The organism is Pseudomonas sp. 313, from assembly GCF_000316965.1.
Classification (GTDB): domain Bacteria; phylum Pseudomonadota; class Gammaproteobacteria; order Pseudomonadales; family Pseudomonadaceae; genus Chryseomonas; species Chryseomonas benzopyrenica.
On record NZ_ANBZ01000071.1, the window covers coordinates 290,591 to 305,382 of the forward strand.

Annotated in this window: 11 protein-coding genes; 8 read left to right on the plus strand and 3 right to left on the minus strand. The window is 66.1% G+C overall.

Translation table 11 applies throughout. From position 1 onward, the window contains the following. Positions 1 to 17 precede the first annotated feature (17 nt). Complete coding sequence (locus C722_RS0115750; RefSeq protein WP_017641432.1) at positions 18 to 635, minus strand: TetR/AcrR family transcriptional regulator; 618 nt, start codon at positions 633 to 635, stop codon at positions 18 to 20. A 98-nt stretch (positions 636 to 733) separates the two neighbouring features. On the opposite strand from C722_RS0115750, the gene C722_RS0115755 reads away from it, so the two are divergent. Together C722_RS0115755 and C722_RS0115760 are read left to right on the plus strand one after the other, a co-directional pair. After that, a complete protein-coding gene (locus tag C722_RS0115755; RefSeq protein WP_026083886.1) occupies positions 734 to 2,185 on the plus strand; it encodes an efflux transporter outer membrane subunit in 1,452 nt (483 codons plus the stop codon). 181 nt (positions 2,186 to 2,366) lie between these two features. Further along, positions 2,367 to 2,993 (plus strand): LysE family translocator, encoded by a 627-nt coding sequence (locus C722_RS0115760; protein ID WP_017641434.1) that lies wholly within the window; start codon positions 2,367 to 2,369, stop codon positions 2,991 to 2,993. Here C722_RS0115760 and C722_RS0115765 read toward each other — a convergent pair. Continuing rightward, the gene (locus C722_RS0115765) at positions 2,990 to 5,566 is read right to left on the minus strand and encodes an EAL domain-containing protein (RefSeq protein WP_017641435.1); all 2,577 of its coding nucleotides are present in this window, start codon (positions 5,564 to 5,566) and stop codon (positions 2,990 to 2,992) included. The genes C722_RS0115760 and C722_RS0115765 overlap by 4 nt on opposite strands. Positions 5,567 to 5,880: 314 nt before the next feature. Here C722_RS0115765 and xdhA point away from each other — a divergent pair, with 314 nt between their 5' ends. From xdhA to guaD, 4 genes are read left to right on the plus strand one after another with little or no spacing between them, the layout of a single operon-like run. Beyond that, on the plus strand, positions 5,881 to 7,320 hold the full coding sequence (gene xdhA / locus C722_RS0115770; protein WP_017641436.1) for a xanthine dehydrogenase small subunit: 1,440 nt from the start codon (positions 5,881 to 5,883) through the stop codon (positions 7,318 to 7,320). Further along, positions 7,313 to 9,712, plus strand: a complete 2,400-nt coding sequence (gene xdhB / locus C722_RS0115775) for a xanthine dehydrogenase molybdopterin binding subunit (RefSeq protein WP_017641437.1) — start codon at positions 7,313 to 7,315, stop codon at positions 9,710 to 9,712. The genes xdhA and xdhB overlap by 8 nt, the downstream gene beginning before the upstream one ends. Then, the gene (gene xdhC, locus C722_RS0115780) at positions 9,709 to 10,533 is read left to right on the plus strand and encodes a xanthine dehydrogenase accessory protein XdhC (RefSeq protein ID WP_017641438.1); all 825 of its coding nucleotides are present in this window, start codon (positions 9,709 to 9,711) and stop codon (positions 10,531 to 10,533) included. The genes xdhB and xdhC overlap by 4 nt, the downstream gene beginning before the upstream one ends. Before the next feature lie 20 nt (positions 10,534 to 10,553). Next, entirely contained in the window at positions 10,554 to 11,858 is a 1,305-nt protein-coding gene (guaD, locus tag C722_RS0115785) for a guanine deaminase (RefSeq protein WP_017641439.1), read from the plus strand. Positions 11,859 to 12,011: 153 nt separating this feature from the next. Here the strand turns inward: guaD and C722_RS0115790 are convergent, their stop codons facing one another. Next, on the minus strand, positions 12,012 to 13,142 hold the full coding sequence (locus C722_RS0115790) for an NADH:flavin oxidoreductase/NADH oxidase (RefSeq protein ID WP_017641440.1): 1,131 nt from the start codon (positions 13,140 to 13,142) through the stop codon (positions 12,012 to 12,014). 92 nt (positions 13,143 to 13,234) lie between these two features. Here C722_RS0115790 and C722_RS0115795 point away from each other — a divergent pair, with 92 nt between their 5' ends. Together C722_RS0115795 and C722_RS0115800 are read left to right on the plus strand one after the other, a co-directional pair. Then, positions 13,235 to 13,558: a helix-turn-helix transcriptional regulator gene (locus C722_RS0115795; RefSeq protein WP_017641441.1), complete on the plus strand. Its 324-nt coding sequence runs from the start codon at positions 13,235 to 13,237 to the stop codon at positions 13,556 to 13,558. 178 nt (positions 13,559 to 13,736) lie between these two features. Then, positions 13,737 to 14,783 carry an SGNH/GDSL hydrolase family protein gene (locus C722_RS0115800; protein ID WP_017641442.1) on the plus strand — a complete coding sequence of 349 codons (1,047 nt, stop codon included), beginning with the start codon at positions 13,737 to 13,739 and terminating at the stop codon, positions 14,781 to 14,783. The last annotated feature ends 9 nt before the right edge of the window (positions 14,784 to 14,792 follow it).

Below are 14,792 nucleotides of genomic sequence, written 5' to 3' on the forward strand. Positions count from 1 at the left end.
AATAGTCACTAAACAATTTAGGGCGAGAGGCTACGCAGCACCAGGTTGGACAGCTGGGTAAGAGCGACATCGAAATGCTCGAAGCTGTGCTGGAGCATCAGCGGATTCAGATAGGGTCGCAACACGAGATAGGTCGCCATCGTCACATCGTCGATCGGCGTCTTGCGCTCGAACTGTCCTTCCCCGCGGCCCTGCACCAGGATCTCCTTGAGGAGCTCCTGCATCCGCGCTTCGTAGCTGATCGTGGCCGGCCAGCGGCCCGACGCCGCAGAAATGGCGATTTCGTAAAGCTTTCGATCGTCTGAAAACAGCCGCAGGGTTGCCGCCGGAAGGCTCTGAAACAGCCTTCTCAACTTTTCGGGGGCTTGGGTAGCCGAGGCCACCGCGGCCCTGGCCTCTGCCTCGATTCCGCTCAGGCAATCCGCACAGATGGCCTCGCCAATCGCCTGCTTCGAATCGAAGAACTTGTAAATGTAGGCCTTGGAAAACCCGATGCTCCGGGCGAGTTCGGACACCGTGGTTTTCTCGTAGCCGTAGTGGCTGAAGTGGTCTTTCGCTGCCACCATGATCTGGTGGCGAACGTCGTGCTCGGCCGGTCCACGAGCTTGGCCAGGAGAAACGGATTCGGTAGTCATGAGGTTGGGTGTTCCGGCAGTTGCAAAATGATGCGGAAGGTGACCAATATACACTTTAGTCACCAAAACCGTTCAGGCGTTGCTCAGGATAAAAGCCCATGCGTTCCAGACTCCAGATTATTCTGCTCGCCAGCGCCACCCTGGCGAGCGGCTGTACGGTGGGGCCTGACTACCGCGCCCCTGAAGTTGCGCTTCCAGCAAACTTCCAGCGGGAGCCGATGCCAGCGCCCCTGGCCGATCAGGCGCTGGCTGGCTGGTGGGACCGTTTCAACGATCCGCTCCTGAGCCGCCTGGTAAACCAGGCCCTCGCGCAGAATCTCGATCTGGCGCAAGCCAGCGCACGCATTACCCAGGCTCGCGCTGGCCTTAGGGCAGCCGATGCCGCGCTATTGCCGGCAGGCGATCTTGGTGGCCAAGCCGGTCGTGCCTATCAGTCGCTGGAAACACCGCTTGGACGGGTGCTCGATTCAGCGCCCGGCTACGCCAGGAGCGGTTCTTCCTATGAGGCCAATCTTGACTCAAGCTGGGAGCTTGATGTGTTTGGCGGTCTGCGCCGAAGTAGTGAAGCCGCCCAGGCCGACTACCAGGCCAGCGTGGCGGGTGCCCGTGCCGTGCGCCTTGCCGTGGCTGCCCAGACCGCCGATCTCTATGTCGACATCCGCGGACTGCAGACACGCCTGGCGATCGCTCGCCATCAGGTGGACACCCAGCAGGGCTTGCTGTCGATGGTCAGGCTACTGAACGGCAAGGACCTGGCGACCGACCGAGAGCTACGCCAGGCCGAAGGAGGCTTGGCCGAGGTCCAGGCCTCGATACCCGGCCTGGAGTTCTCGCTGGAGCGGGCCATGAATGCACTGGACGTGATGCTGGCGGCGCCACCTGGCACCTGGCGTACCCAACTGGCTGGCGCCGCGTCCATTCCCGACGCCCCCCGCCTCGAAACGGCAGGCACGCCCGCCGACCTGCTCCGTCGACGTCCGGACCTGATCGCGGCCGAGCGCCGCCTGGCCGCCGCCAATGCCCGGATCGGCGCCGCAATGGCCGAGTACTATCCCAAGATCTCCCTGAGCGCTCTGCTCGGGAGCGCCACCACGATTTCCAGTGGCAATCTCTTCAGCCACGACGCCAATCAGGCGCTCGTTGCCCTGGGCGTACGCTGGCGGCTGTTCGACTTCGGCCGGATCGATGCGCAGATCCAGGCGGCCGAGGGACAGCGCGCAGAATCGCTGGCGGCCTATCGGCTGGCGGCATTGCGCGCCACCGAAGACGTGGAAGATGCCCTGACCGGCCAGTTGAAGCGCGAAGAGCAGGTCACTCTGCTGACGGCGGGCGAGGCCTCGCTCAGCCAAGCCCGCCAGGCCGCCGCTCTCGCCTACCAGAAGGGCGTGCTGCCCCTGGTCGATGTTCTGCAGGCCGATGAACGCCTGCTACGCACGGCCGATGCGCGTGCCCAGGCGCAAACGGCAGCCGCACAGGCGGCAATAAGCACCTTCAAGGCGTTGGGCGGAGGCTGGCAATCCGCTTCCCCCGCCGCCCTGAGCCTGAGATAGAAGAAGACGGCACCTGCTGCACCTGGCCAGCCCGAGCGGCTGTCCGGTACAAAAGCCGGGATTCTGCATCGCGACCCCTGCAAGCCGGCCGGCCATACTGGATACCCATGGCCGGCACCGGTCAGCTCCCTAGGTAGACAGCCATTCCGGTCGTCCCATGCCAGCAGGTTAAGACACGTCAATGCAACACTTCGCCCTCTACCTCCTGCTGTGCGGCCTCACCATCGCCAGCCCCGGCCCGGGCGTACTGCTCACGATCACCAATGCGCTGCAGCTGCGGCTGCGCGGCGCCCTGCCGGGCATCCTCGGGGTGGTGCTGGGCATACTGCTGGTGGCCATCCTGACCAGCACCGCGCTCGGCGCCCTGGTGAGCAGCTCGCCAAGGACCCTGCAGGGGTTGCAGCTGGTCGGCGCGCTCTACCTGGGTTGGCTGGGGCTGCGGCGTCTGCGCAGTCCCGCGGCCCAAGGCCGGCAGCCTGCCGCCACTCGGCCTTCGGTCTGCGTTGGCAGACACCTCCTGCAGGGCTTGCTGGTGTCCCTCACCAACCCCAAGCTGATCATCTTCTTTCTGGCGCTGTTTCCGCCCTTCATCCAGGCCGACCGCCCGGTGCTGCCGCAGTTGGCGGCGCTCGTGGCAAGCTTCTGCCTGTTGAGCCTCATCATTCACTGCAGCTACGCCGCGGCAGTGACGGCCTTGAATGGCCGCCTGACCTCGGGTACCACCCTCGCGCGCCTGAACCAGGTGGCAGGTGGGCTGTTTCTGGTGCTCGCGGCATTGCTGCTGGGTGCGGCCCTGGATTCCGCTTAGGGCCCAGCGACTACCAAGGTGCGGCTGGCATCGTTCGACGCTTCCCGCGGCTGTGACTGCTCCTGCCGCAAGGCCGCGAAACGCGCCTGGGACAACGGCCGCTGCAGATGGAAGCCCTGGGCCTGGTCGCACTTGAGATCGGCGATGCGCGCCAGCTGGCCGGCAGTCTCGATCCCCTCGGCCACCACCGTCAGCGACAGTGCCCGTCCCATGCTGACGATCGCCTCGACGATGGCCGCGTTGCTTTCGCTCACCTCGATGTTGGAGACGAAGCTGCGGTCGATCTTCAGACAGTCGAAGGGATAGGTGCGCAGATAGCTCAGCGAGGAATAGCCGGTGCCGAAGTCGTCCATCGACAGCCGCACGCCCAGCGCCTTGAGTTTCTTCATCAACTCCAGGGCACCCGCCGCGTCATCCAGCAAGACGTTCTCGGTCAGCTCCAGCTCGACCCGTGCCGGGTCGATGCCGGTGCGCTCGAGCACCTTGTGGATCCGGGCGACCAGATCGTCGCGCTGGAACTCCAGCGGTGACAGGTTGATGGACACGATCAACTCCGGCGACCAGTCCATCGCCTGGCTGCAAGCCTCCTGCAACACCCAGTCGCTCAGGCCCAGGATCAGCCCGGTCTCCTCCGCCACCCCGATGAACTCGGCAGGCGCCAGGCGGCCACGGATGGGATGATTCCAGCGCACCAGGGCCTCGGCGCCCAGCAGGCGCTGGCTGCTGGCGTCGAAACGCGGCTGGAAATCCAGCTCGAACTCAAGCCGCTGCAATCCCAGGCGCAACTCGGTCTCCAGCTGACGCCGCGCGAGGATGCGCTGGTTCATGGTGGGCTCATAGAATCTCAGGGTGTTACGCCCCGCCGCCTTGGCTTCGTACAGGGCGATGTCGGCATAGCGCAGCAGATCCTCGGCACTGTGGCCATCCTGGGGTGCCTGGGCGATGCCGACGCTCGCACCGATGTTGATGTCGTGCTCGTCGATGCGCATGGTCCGGCCGATGCCCTCCAACATCCGGTTGCAGAGCAGGCTCACCTGCTCGGCGCTCAGGCAGCCATTCACCGCGATGACGAATTCATCGCCGCCGATACGGGCCACCAGATCGCCCTCGCGCACGCTGGCGCGCAGCTCTCGGGCGACCTGACAGAGCACCTGATCGCCGGCGCCATGGCCGAGGGAATCGTTGACCGGCTTGAAGCGGTCCAGGTCCAGCGCCAACAGGTGCAGCGGCTGACTGGCACTGACGCCCTCGGCGAAGCGCTGCGCCAGGTAGCGGTGTAACTGGTGACGGTTGGCCAGTCCGGTGAGGGCATCGTGCTGGCTGATGTGTTCGATGCGCGCCTTGGCCTCGATCTCCTCGGTCACATCGCACACGGTGCCGCGAAAACCGGCCAGCAGGCCACCGCTGATGATGGGTTGCGCCGTCAACTGGCAGTACCTGAGCTTGGCCTGGGCGTCGCGCATCTCGCAGCGCAGGGGGCGCCGGGTCCGGCCGGCCGCCAGCGGTGTCCTGGCCACCTCCTCGACCTGGCTCGGCGGATAGCCGAGCAGCTCGTGCAACGGGCGACCCAGCCAGGCTTCCCGGCTGAAGCCGGTGACGGCCACGAAACGCTCCGAAAGATAGACCAGCCGCTGCTCGGCGTCGCTCTCCCAGATCCAGTCGGACGACGCCTCGGACACGGTGCGGAAGCGCTGCTCGCTATGCCTCAGGGCATCTTCGGCCACATCCGTCTGCCGCGCCGCCAGCGCGATCCGCCGACGCAGGTACCAGACCAGCAGCAAGGCCAGACCACACATCGTCGCCAGCAACGGCAGGAACTGCGCCAGCAGGCGCTGCCCCATGCCATGCACCAGCCAGTGAAAGGTCACCGCGATACCCGGGTCGGACCTCACCACCAGGGTCGGCCGCTCCGCCACGACGGGCAGTTCCCCTGGCTCCGCGGTCAGCCCGGGCAATTCGAAGGTCTGGCCAAGCTGGGCGAGCTTGTCCGGCGTGAGGATATCGACGAACACCATGTAGGACAGCCGCTTGAAGTCCTGGTAGGTGGCATCCGGGCGGATGACCGCGACCATTACGCTGGCCGGCTTGCCCTCGATCAGGAAATAGCCCTGGGCATGGCCATCCTTGAGCGAGCGCTCCCTGGCCTGGGCCAGCAGGGTCGCCTGGTCGTCACCCAGCCAGGTATCCAGCTGCATCTTGCTGCGTCCGCCGCCGACCACGGCGTAGCGCGTGACGCCGTTGGGCGCCAGGATGAAGGCGCCATTCACGCCATAGTCGCTGTAAAGGGAGGGCCCGACGTTGTCTTCCTCATAGGCCCAATTCACGTCGACCTTCTTGCTGGTCCGTGCATAGGCTTCCATCCAGAAAGAATAGTCAGTCAAGACCCGGCCAAGCCTGTCCAGCCGCGTTTCCAACGCGCGCTGGGCGTCCGCCTCGCTGTGGTGGCGTTGCTGCTCGTCGATGCGCGCGCACAGGTCGAACAGCATCCACCCGGCCAGGGTAAAGATGAGGGTGACCAAGGCGAAGAAACCAAGGGAAGCCTGACGGGCGACACGGTTGAGTTGGGTAGGCACGGTAGCGACCTGTTGCAACGGGTTGTACGAGGGTGCTGACGACAGGCGACCAGGCCGTAATCGTCTGCCTATATATCGGCATCGGCCCGAGCGCCTTGAAGCGTCCGAATGAATATTCCGCAGAAACACGCGTTAGAGCGGCTGGTTTTGCACCATCCGCGGGCAAAGGAGCGCTGGGCGCGCCAAGACGGCGCAGCCTTGCCCAGGCCTCTTGCCCAAAAACGACAGAGGTCGGCCACTTGCCCGGGCAAATGTTGACCTATCGGTCAGCTTTACCCACCATCAAGGCATTCGAGAGCAGGTGGAGAGCGGCCGTGATCAGGTTTCTGCTGGACCAGGAGCTGCGCGTCGAAGAGCAGCTCGATCCCAACCTTACCGTACTGCAGTACCTGCGCGAGCACTGTGGCAAGACCGGCACCAAGGAAGGCTGCGCCTCGGGCGACTGTGGCGCCTGCACCGTGGTGCTGGCCGAGCCCGACGGCGAGCGGCTGCGCTATCGCACGGTCAACAGTTGCCTGACCTTCGTCGCGGCGCTGGATGGCCGGCAACTGATCAGTGTGGAGGACCTCAAGCATCAGGGCCGCCTCCACAGTGTGCAGCAGGCCATGGTCGACTGCCATGGCTCCCAGTGTGGCTACTGCACGCCGGGCTTCGTCATGTCGCTGTTCGCTTTGCAAAAGAACGTCGCCGCGCCCGATAACGCTGCCACCCACGAGGCCCTGGCCGGCAATCTCTGCCGCTGCACCGGCTACCGGCCAATCCTGGCCGCCGCCGAACAGGCCTGCACCCAGCGCCAGCCGGACCAGTTCGATGCCCGGGAGCAGCAGACCCTGGAGCGCCTCAAGGCCCTGGCGCCGGCGCCGCACACACGCCTGGAAGGCGCCAACCGGCGCTGCCACAGCCCCACCACCCTGAGCGAACTGGCCAGCCTCTACCAGGCGCAGCCCGCGGCGCGCCTGCTGGCCGGCGGTACCGACCTGGCCCTGGAAGTCACTCAGCAGCATCGCCGCCTGGAGACCCTCATCTACCTGGGCAACCTGCCCGAGCTGCATGGCGTGACCGTCAGCGAGGAATGTATCGAGATCGGCGCCGCCACCCCGCTGGCCGACTGCGCCGCCGCCCTGGCCGCCGACTATCCGGATTTCGGTGCGCTGCTGCAGCGTTTCGCCTCCTTGCAGATCCGCAACCAGGGCACCCTCGGCGGCAATATCGGCAATGCCTCGCCCATCGGTGACAGCCCACCCCTGCTCCTGGCGCTCGGGGCCAACGTGCTGCTGCGCCAGGGCGAACGCCTGCGCGAACTGGCCCTGGACGATTTCTTCCTCGACTATCGCCAGACCGCCCTGGAGCCGGGCGAATTCATCCAGGCGGTACGGGTGCCACGGTCACACGCGGGCCTGGTCTTCCGCGCCTTCAAGGTGTCCAAGCGCCTGGACGACGACATCTCCGCGGTCTGCGCCGCCTTCGCCCTGGAACTGGAGCAGGACCGCGTCGCCAGCGTGCGCATCGCCTATGGCGGCATGGCGGCCACGCCCAAACGCGCCGCCCGCTGCGAACAGGCGCTGCTCGGCCAGCCCTGGAACGCCGCATCTATCGAGCGCGCCGTCCAGGCCCTGGCGGAGGATTTCGCCCCGCTGTCGGATTTCCGCGCCAGTCGCGAATACCGCCTACTGACAGCGCAGAATCTGCTGCGCAAATGTCATCTGGAGACCACCCAGCCCGCGCTCGTCACGAGGGTCACCGCCCATGTCTAGCACCCTGCCCGCCCGCACCCCGGAGGAAATGGCCGCCGCCTTCGCTGCCGGCCTGGCCACCGGCGTCGGCAAGCCGCTCAAGCACGAGAGCGCCGACAAGCATGTCAGCGGCGAAGCCCTCTACATCGACGACCGCCTGGAATTTCCCAATCAGCTGCACGTCTATGCGCGGATGAGCGAGCACGCCCATGCGCGTATCACGCACATCGATCTCTCACCCTGCTACCAGATCCCCGGTGTGGCCCTGGCCATCACCGCCGCCGACGTGCCTGGCCAGCTCGACATTGGCGCCGTGTTGCCGGGGGATCCGCTGCTGGCCGATGGCGAGGTGCAGTACCTGGGCCAGCCGGTACTGGCGGTGGCCGCCACCAGCCTGGACGCCGCCCGCCGCGCCGCCCAGGCCGCCCTCATCGAATACGAACCGCTGGAGGCCATCCTCGACGTCAAGGAAGCGCTCAAGCGCGAACACTTCATCTCCCCCAGCCATAGCCACCTGATCGGTGACGCCGCCGCCGCCCTGGCCGCCGCGCCCCATCGCCTGCAGGGCGAGCTGGCCATCGGCGGCCAGGAGCACTTCTACCTGGAAACCCAGGTGGCCTCGGTGATGCCCACCGAGGACGGCGGCATGCTGGTCTATTCCTCCACCCAGAATCCCACCGAGGTGCAGAAACAGGTGGCCGAGGTGCTGGGCGTCTCGATGAACAGGGTCACCGTCGACATGAGGCGCATGGGCGGTGGCTTCGGCGGCAAGGAGAGCCAGGCCGGCATGCCGGCGGCGCTCTGCGCGGTGTTCGCCCATCTCACCGGGCGCCCGGTGAAGATGCGCCTGCCGCGCTTCGAAGACATGCACATGACCGGCAAGCGCCATCCCTTCCACGTCGAGTACGACGTCGGCTTCGACGACGACGGCCGCCTGCTGGGCATCCGCTTCGAACTGGCGGGCAACTGCGGCTATTCGCCGGACCTGTCCAACGCCATCATCGACCGCGCCATGTTCCATGCCGACAACGCCTACTACCTCGGCAACGCCCAGATCACCGGCTACAGATGCAAGACCCATCTGGCGTCCAACACCGCCTACCGCGGCTTCGGCGGCCCCCAGGGCATGTTGGCCATCGAGAACGTGATGGACGCCATCGCCCGCCATCGCGGTCTCGATCCGCTGGAGGTCCGGCGGCGCAACTACTACGGCAAGGAGACGCGCAACCTCACCCACTACCACCAGGTGGTGGAAGACAACCTGCTTGAGGAGCTGACCGCGGACCTCGCCGCCAGCAGCGACTACCAGACCCGCCGCGAGGCCATCCGCGACTTCAACCGGAACAGTCCGGTACTGAAGAAGGGCCTAGCCCTGACCCCGGTGAAATTCGGCATCTCCTTCACCTCTTCCTTTCTCAACCAAGGCGGCGCCCTGGTCAATGTCTACACCGACGGCAGCATCCACCTGAACCACGGTGGCACCGAGATGGGCCAGGGCCTCAACACCAAGGTCGCCCAGGTGGTAGCCGAGGTCTTCCAGGTCGACATAGCCCGCATCCAGATCACCGCCACCAACACCGACAAGGTGCCCAACACCTCGCCCACCGCCGCTTCCAGCGGCACCGACCTCAACGGCAAGGCCGCACAGAACGCCGCTCAGACCATCAAGGACCGGCTGATCGATTTCGCCAGTCGACACTTCCACGTCGGGCCCGAAGAGGTCGATTTCCGCAATGGCCTTGTCAGGGTGCGCGATCGCCTGCTGAGCTTCGAGGAGCTGATCCAGCTGGCCTATGTCGGCCAGGTATCGCTGTCCAGCACCGGCTACTACCGCACGCCCAAGATCCACTACGACCGCGACCAGGCCCGCGGTCGGCCCTTCTACTACTACGCCTTCGGCGCCGCCTGCTCCGAGGTGCTGATCGACACCCTCACCGGCGAATACCGCCTGCTGCGCACCGACATCCTCCACGACGTCGGTGCCTCCCTGAATCCGGCCATCGACATCGGCCAGGTGGAAGGCGGCTTCGTCCAGGGCCTGGGCTGGCTGACCATGGAAGAACTGGTGTGGAACGACGCCGGCAAGCTGCTCACCGCCGGACCCTCCACCTACAAGATTCCGGCGGTGAGCGACGTGCCACCGGATCTGCGGGTACGGCTGGTGGAGAATCGCCAGAATCCCGAGGCCACGGTGTTCCACTCCAAGGCCGTGGGCGAGCCGCCCTTCATGCTCGGCATCTCGGTGTGGTGCGCCCTGCAGGACGCCGTGGCCAGCGTGGCGCATTACCGCTTCCATCCCGCGCTGGACGCGCCGGCCACCCCGGAACGGGTGCTCTGGGGCGTGGAGCGCATGCGCCGCCTGGCCGCCGAGCTGCAGACCGCCCCGGTCCCCGCCACGGAGGAGCCCGCATGAACAGCAAACGTGGCTGGCTGGCCCTGCTGGCCGACTTCGAGGCGCGCGGCGAACCCTGCGTGCTGATCACCGTGGCCGACGAGCAGGGCTCAACGCCCCGCGAGGCCGGCACCAAGATGCTGGTGGGCCGGGAAGAGCAGCACCTGACCATCGGCGGCGGCCACCTGGAATACCGCGCGGTGGAGATCGCCCGGGAAATGCTCGCCGCCGGTACGCGCCAGCCGCGCCTGGAGCGTTTCTCCCTGGCCGCCAGCCTCGGCCAGTGCTGCGGGGGCGTCACCACCCTGCTGTTCGAACCCCAGCTGGCACAGGACGTCCCGGTGATCGTCTTCGGCGCCGGCCATGTCGCCCGCGCCCTGGTGCCGCTGCTGGCCGGTTTGCCCTGCGCGGTGCGCTGGGTCGATTCGCGGCCCCAGGAATTTCCCGATCCGCTGCCCGCTGGCGTCGCAAAGATCGTCACCGAAGAGCCAGTCGACGAGATCGCCCGCATGCCGGCGGGTGCCTACTATATCGTCATGACCCATAATCACCCCCTGGACCTGGAGTTGACCGACGCCATCCTCGCTCGCGGCGACCATGGCTACTTCGGCCTGATCGGCTCCCGGACCAAGTGGGCCAAGTTCCGCCACCGTCTCGCAGCGCGTGGCCACGGCGCCGACCGCCTGGCCACGGTGCGCTGCCCCCTGGGCCTGCCCGAGGTCCAGGGCAAGCTGCCGCTGGAGATCGCCATCGCGGTGGCCGGCGAGGTCATCGCCCACTACGGTCGCCAGGCCCAGCAGACGGATCTGCCGCTGCGCCTGGTCACCGCCAGCCCAAGTTAGCTTTGCAATCAGAGAACCCTATGACCGCCATCGCCCATCGCGCCGCCCTGCTCCACAGCCTTGCCGACCCGGCCGAGGTGGGGCTGGACGCCTCCTACGAATACCATGCCGACGGCCTGCTGCTGGTCGAGGACGGCCGCATCCAGGCCATGGGGCCGGCCGCCGAACTGCTGCCCACCCTACCCACCGGCACCCCGGTGATCGAGCACCCCCACGCCCTGATCACCCCCGGCTTCATCGACACCCATATTCACTATCCGCAGACCGGCATGATCGCCAGCTACGCCGAGCAGCTGCTGGATTGGCTGGACACCTACACCTTTCCCACCGAGGGTGCCTTCGCCGATCCGGCCAAGGCCGCCGAGGTGGCGGAGATTTTCGTCGGTGAACTGCTGCGCAATGGCACCACCACCGCCCTAGTGTTCGGCAGCGTCCATCCGCAGTCGGTGGATGCCTTCTTCGAGGTCGCCGAACGACTCGATCTACGCATGATCGCCGGCAAGGTGCTGATGGACCGCAATGCGCCGGGCTATCTGCAGGACACGGCCGCGTCCGCCTATACCGACAGCAAGGCCCTGATCCAGCGCTGGCACGGCAAGGGTCGCCTACATTACGCGGTCACCCCGCGCTTCGCGCCGACCAGCACCCCGGAACAACTCGAAGCAGCCGGACGCCTGCTGGCCGAGCACCCGGACGTCTACCTGCATACCCATCTCTCCGAGAACCTCAAGGAGATCGACTGGGTGAAGGCGCTGTTTCCGGAGCGCAGCAACTACCTGGACGTTTATGACCACTTCCAGCTGCTCGGCCCGCGCTCGGTGTTCGCCCATGGCATCCACCTCTGCGATGCCGAATGCCAGCGCCTGCACGAGACCGGTTCGGCCGTGGCCCACTGCCCTACCTCCAACCTCTTCCTCGGCAGCGGCCTGTTCGATCTCGAGCGGATGGAAGCCTTCAAGATCAATGTCGGCCTGGGTACCGACGTCGGCGCCGGCACCAGCTTCTCGCTGCTGCAGACCCTCGGCGAGGCCTACAAGGTGCAACAGCTGCGCGGCCATCGCCTGCACCCCTTCAAGTCGCTGTACCTGGCCACCCTCGGCGGCGCCCGCGCCCTGCGCCTGGACGACCGCATCGGCAGCCTGGCCCCCGGCCACGACGCCGACTTCGTGGTGCTCGACCTCAAGGCCACCCCGCTGCTGGACTACCGCCTGCAGCAGTCCAAGAGCCTGGAGGAAACCCTGTTCGTCCTCACCACCCTGGGCGACGACCGCGTGGTACGGGAAACCCATGCCGCAGGTCGCCGGGTACACAGTCGCGACGCCTGAGCCCGTTGGGCTTCGGCGATGGAGCCACCTCACCCAACCTACCCATCACCGTAGGTTGGGCTGAGCGCAGCGAAGCCCAACAAAACTCCCCCCATCCCATACGCACAAAAAAGCCGCCCCGAGGGGCGGCTTGCGCGTTCAGCCTAAGCCGACTCAGCTGGTGCGATAGCGCTCCAGCCAATGGGCGTAGGGCGCCGGCAGCACCCAGGACGGCTTGTCGACGCCCAGGGCCTTGGCTGCATAGTAGGGCCAGTGCGGATCGGCCAGGTGGGCGCGGCCTACCATCACCAGATCCAATTGCCCGTCGGCCACTACCTGGTTGGCCAAAACCGGGGTATCGATGTTCCAGGCCGAGGCGACCTTGAGGCCGGTGGCTTTGCGTACCTGCTCGGTGATGGGCGCCAGCAGACCCGAGCCCCAGGGGATGTTGGCGGTCGGGGTGGAGAAACCGATGCTGACGCTCAGCAGGTCGAGCCCTTCGCGCTTGAAGCCCTGGGCCAGCTCGATGGATTCGGCCAGGGTCTCTTCATCGCGGCCGTCGTATTCGATCACGCCGAAACGGGCGGTCAGCGGCAGGTGCTCCGGCCAGACCTTACGTACCTCGGCCAGGGTTTCCAGCAGGAAGCGACTGCGGCCGGCGAGGTCGCCACCGTACTGGTCGTCACGCTGGTTGGAGTGCACCGAGAAGAAGCTCTGCGCCAGGTAGCCATGGGCGAAGTGCAGCTCCAGCCATTCGAAGCCGGCTTCATAGGCACGTTTGGCGGCATCGACGAAGTCCTGACGGACACGGGCGATGTCGTCCAGGGTCATGGCCTTGGGCACCTTGGGCAGGTTGGCACCAAAGGCCACCGCGGACGGGGCGATGGTGTCCCAGCCACGGGCGTCGTCGGCGGCGATGGTGTCCCAGCCACGGGCGTCGTCGGCGGCGATGTGGTCGTCGCCTTCCCAGGGACGATTGGCACTGGCCTTGCGACCGGCATGGGCGATCTGGATACCCGGCACCGAACCGGCGGCCTTGATCGCCTGGACCACCGGCACGAAGGCCTGAGCCTGGGCGTCCGACCAGATACCGGCGCAGCCGGGGGTGATGCGGCCTTCCGGCGAGACCGCAGTGGCCTCGACGACGACCAGGCCAGCACCGCCACGCGCCAGGCCGGCATAGTGCACCTGATGCCAGTCATTGATGACGCCATCGACGGCGCTGTACTGGCACATGGGCGGGATGGCGATGCGGTTACGCAGCGTCACGTCCTTGAGGGTGAAGGGTTGGAACAATGCGGACATCTGAGCGGTCTCCCATAGGACAGATATTGGTTCGTTATTTCGATATTAATCGAACATAACATAATCGCCAACCCCCGGTGTATGATTGGCTCATGCGCCCTTTCAAACATCCCAGTCCTGACGAATTCTCCCTCGAGCGTCTATTCCATGCGCTCAGCGATCCGGTGCGTCTGGATATCGTCCGTTATCTGGCACGGGTCACCGAGGCCACCTGTGGCGAACTCGATGGTGGCCGCCCCAAGTCCAGCATGTCGCATCACTTCCGCGTCCTGCGCGATGCCGGACTGGTGCATACCCGCAACGCCGGCACCACGCACATGAACCAGCTGCGCCGCGAAGACCTGGATCAGCGTTTCCCCGGTCTGATGGCAGCCATCCTGGCGCAATCCTCCGATCCCGTGGCAAAGCCCGACTAGCTCAGTGGCGGGCGGCACCAGCAGACGCTGCCCGGCGTCGTGCTGGTCGTCGCCTGCCGTCTCGGCTGGTCTGGGCGCCGGGAACTCTGAGCGGCGTTCTTCGCTCTTCCCGGTATGAAGGTTGCAAAAGAAATAGCTATGGGCAGCGCAGGCGCTGGACGCTGCCGGGAGGTAGAGGATGGGCAAGCACTGGGGATTGGCGACCGCACTCGCAGGTGTCGCCGCGCTGCTCGCCCTCGTACCTAGCCCTGAGCCCATCGCCGAGGCGCGCGGTATCCAGCGGGTCATAGCCTTTGGCGACAGCCTGATGGACTGCGGCACCTTCGGCCATATCTATGCCACCAACCCAGGGCGTACCTACCCTCAGGAAATCGCCGACGCCTACGGTATCGAGTTGGGCCCCAATCGGCAGGTGGAAGGCTATGGCCAGGAGGGACCGAGCGATCCCGATGGTCTTTGCTACGCCGAGGGCGGCGCCGTGACCGGGAGCTTCACCGAGCCGGGCTTCGATCACAACGAAGCGCCGCTGGCCTTTTCCCAGCAGATCCGCAACTTCGAGATGCAGCATGGCCGCTTCCGCCAGCAGGATCTGGTCCTGGTGCAGATCGGCGGCAACGACATCATCGGCCCCTTCTATGACAAGACGCTCAAGGCCGCGCTGATGGCCGACGCCCCCCTGCCCCCGGCGATCCGCGAGCAGGTCGCGACGCGGATCCGCCATACGGCCCTGAACGAGGTCAAGCTGCTGCGCCATTTGCTGAGTCTGGGTGCCCAGCGCCTGGTGGTGCTCAACAACACCGACTATGGTAAGGCGCCCTATCTCGAACCCTGGACACCCGCCCTGGCCGAGCGTAACCACGAGCTGGTGCGCCTCTACAACGACACCCTGCAGGCCAACTTGCCAGCCAGTGATCGTCTGCTGCTGGTGGATGCCTATCGGGTGATGGAAGAGGTCTTCGCCCACTACGGCAACTACGGCTTCACCCATGCCGAAGGTGATGCCTGCCTGCCCGGTCGCGAGTTCTGCGATCCGGACAGCTACGTCGAACCGGGCGCCGATCAGGCCTATATCTTCGGTGCCCGCGGTCATTTCGCCAGCCGTACCCACAGCATGCTGGCCCAGGTGGTGCTGGAACGCATCGCCCAGACCTGGCCCGGCAGTGCCGTGCCGGATCGACCGCTGCTCGCCACCGCGCGATCGAACACCGAACCGACCATCCACTAGCGCCGCTGG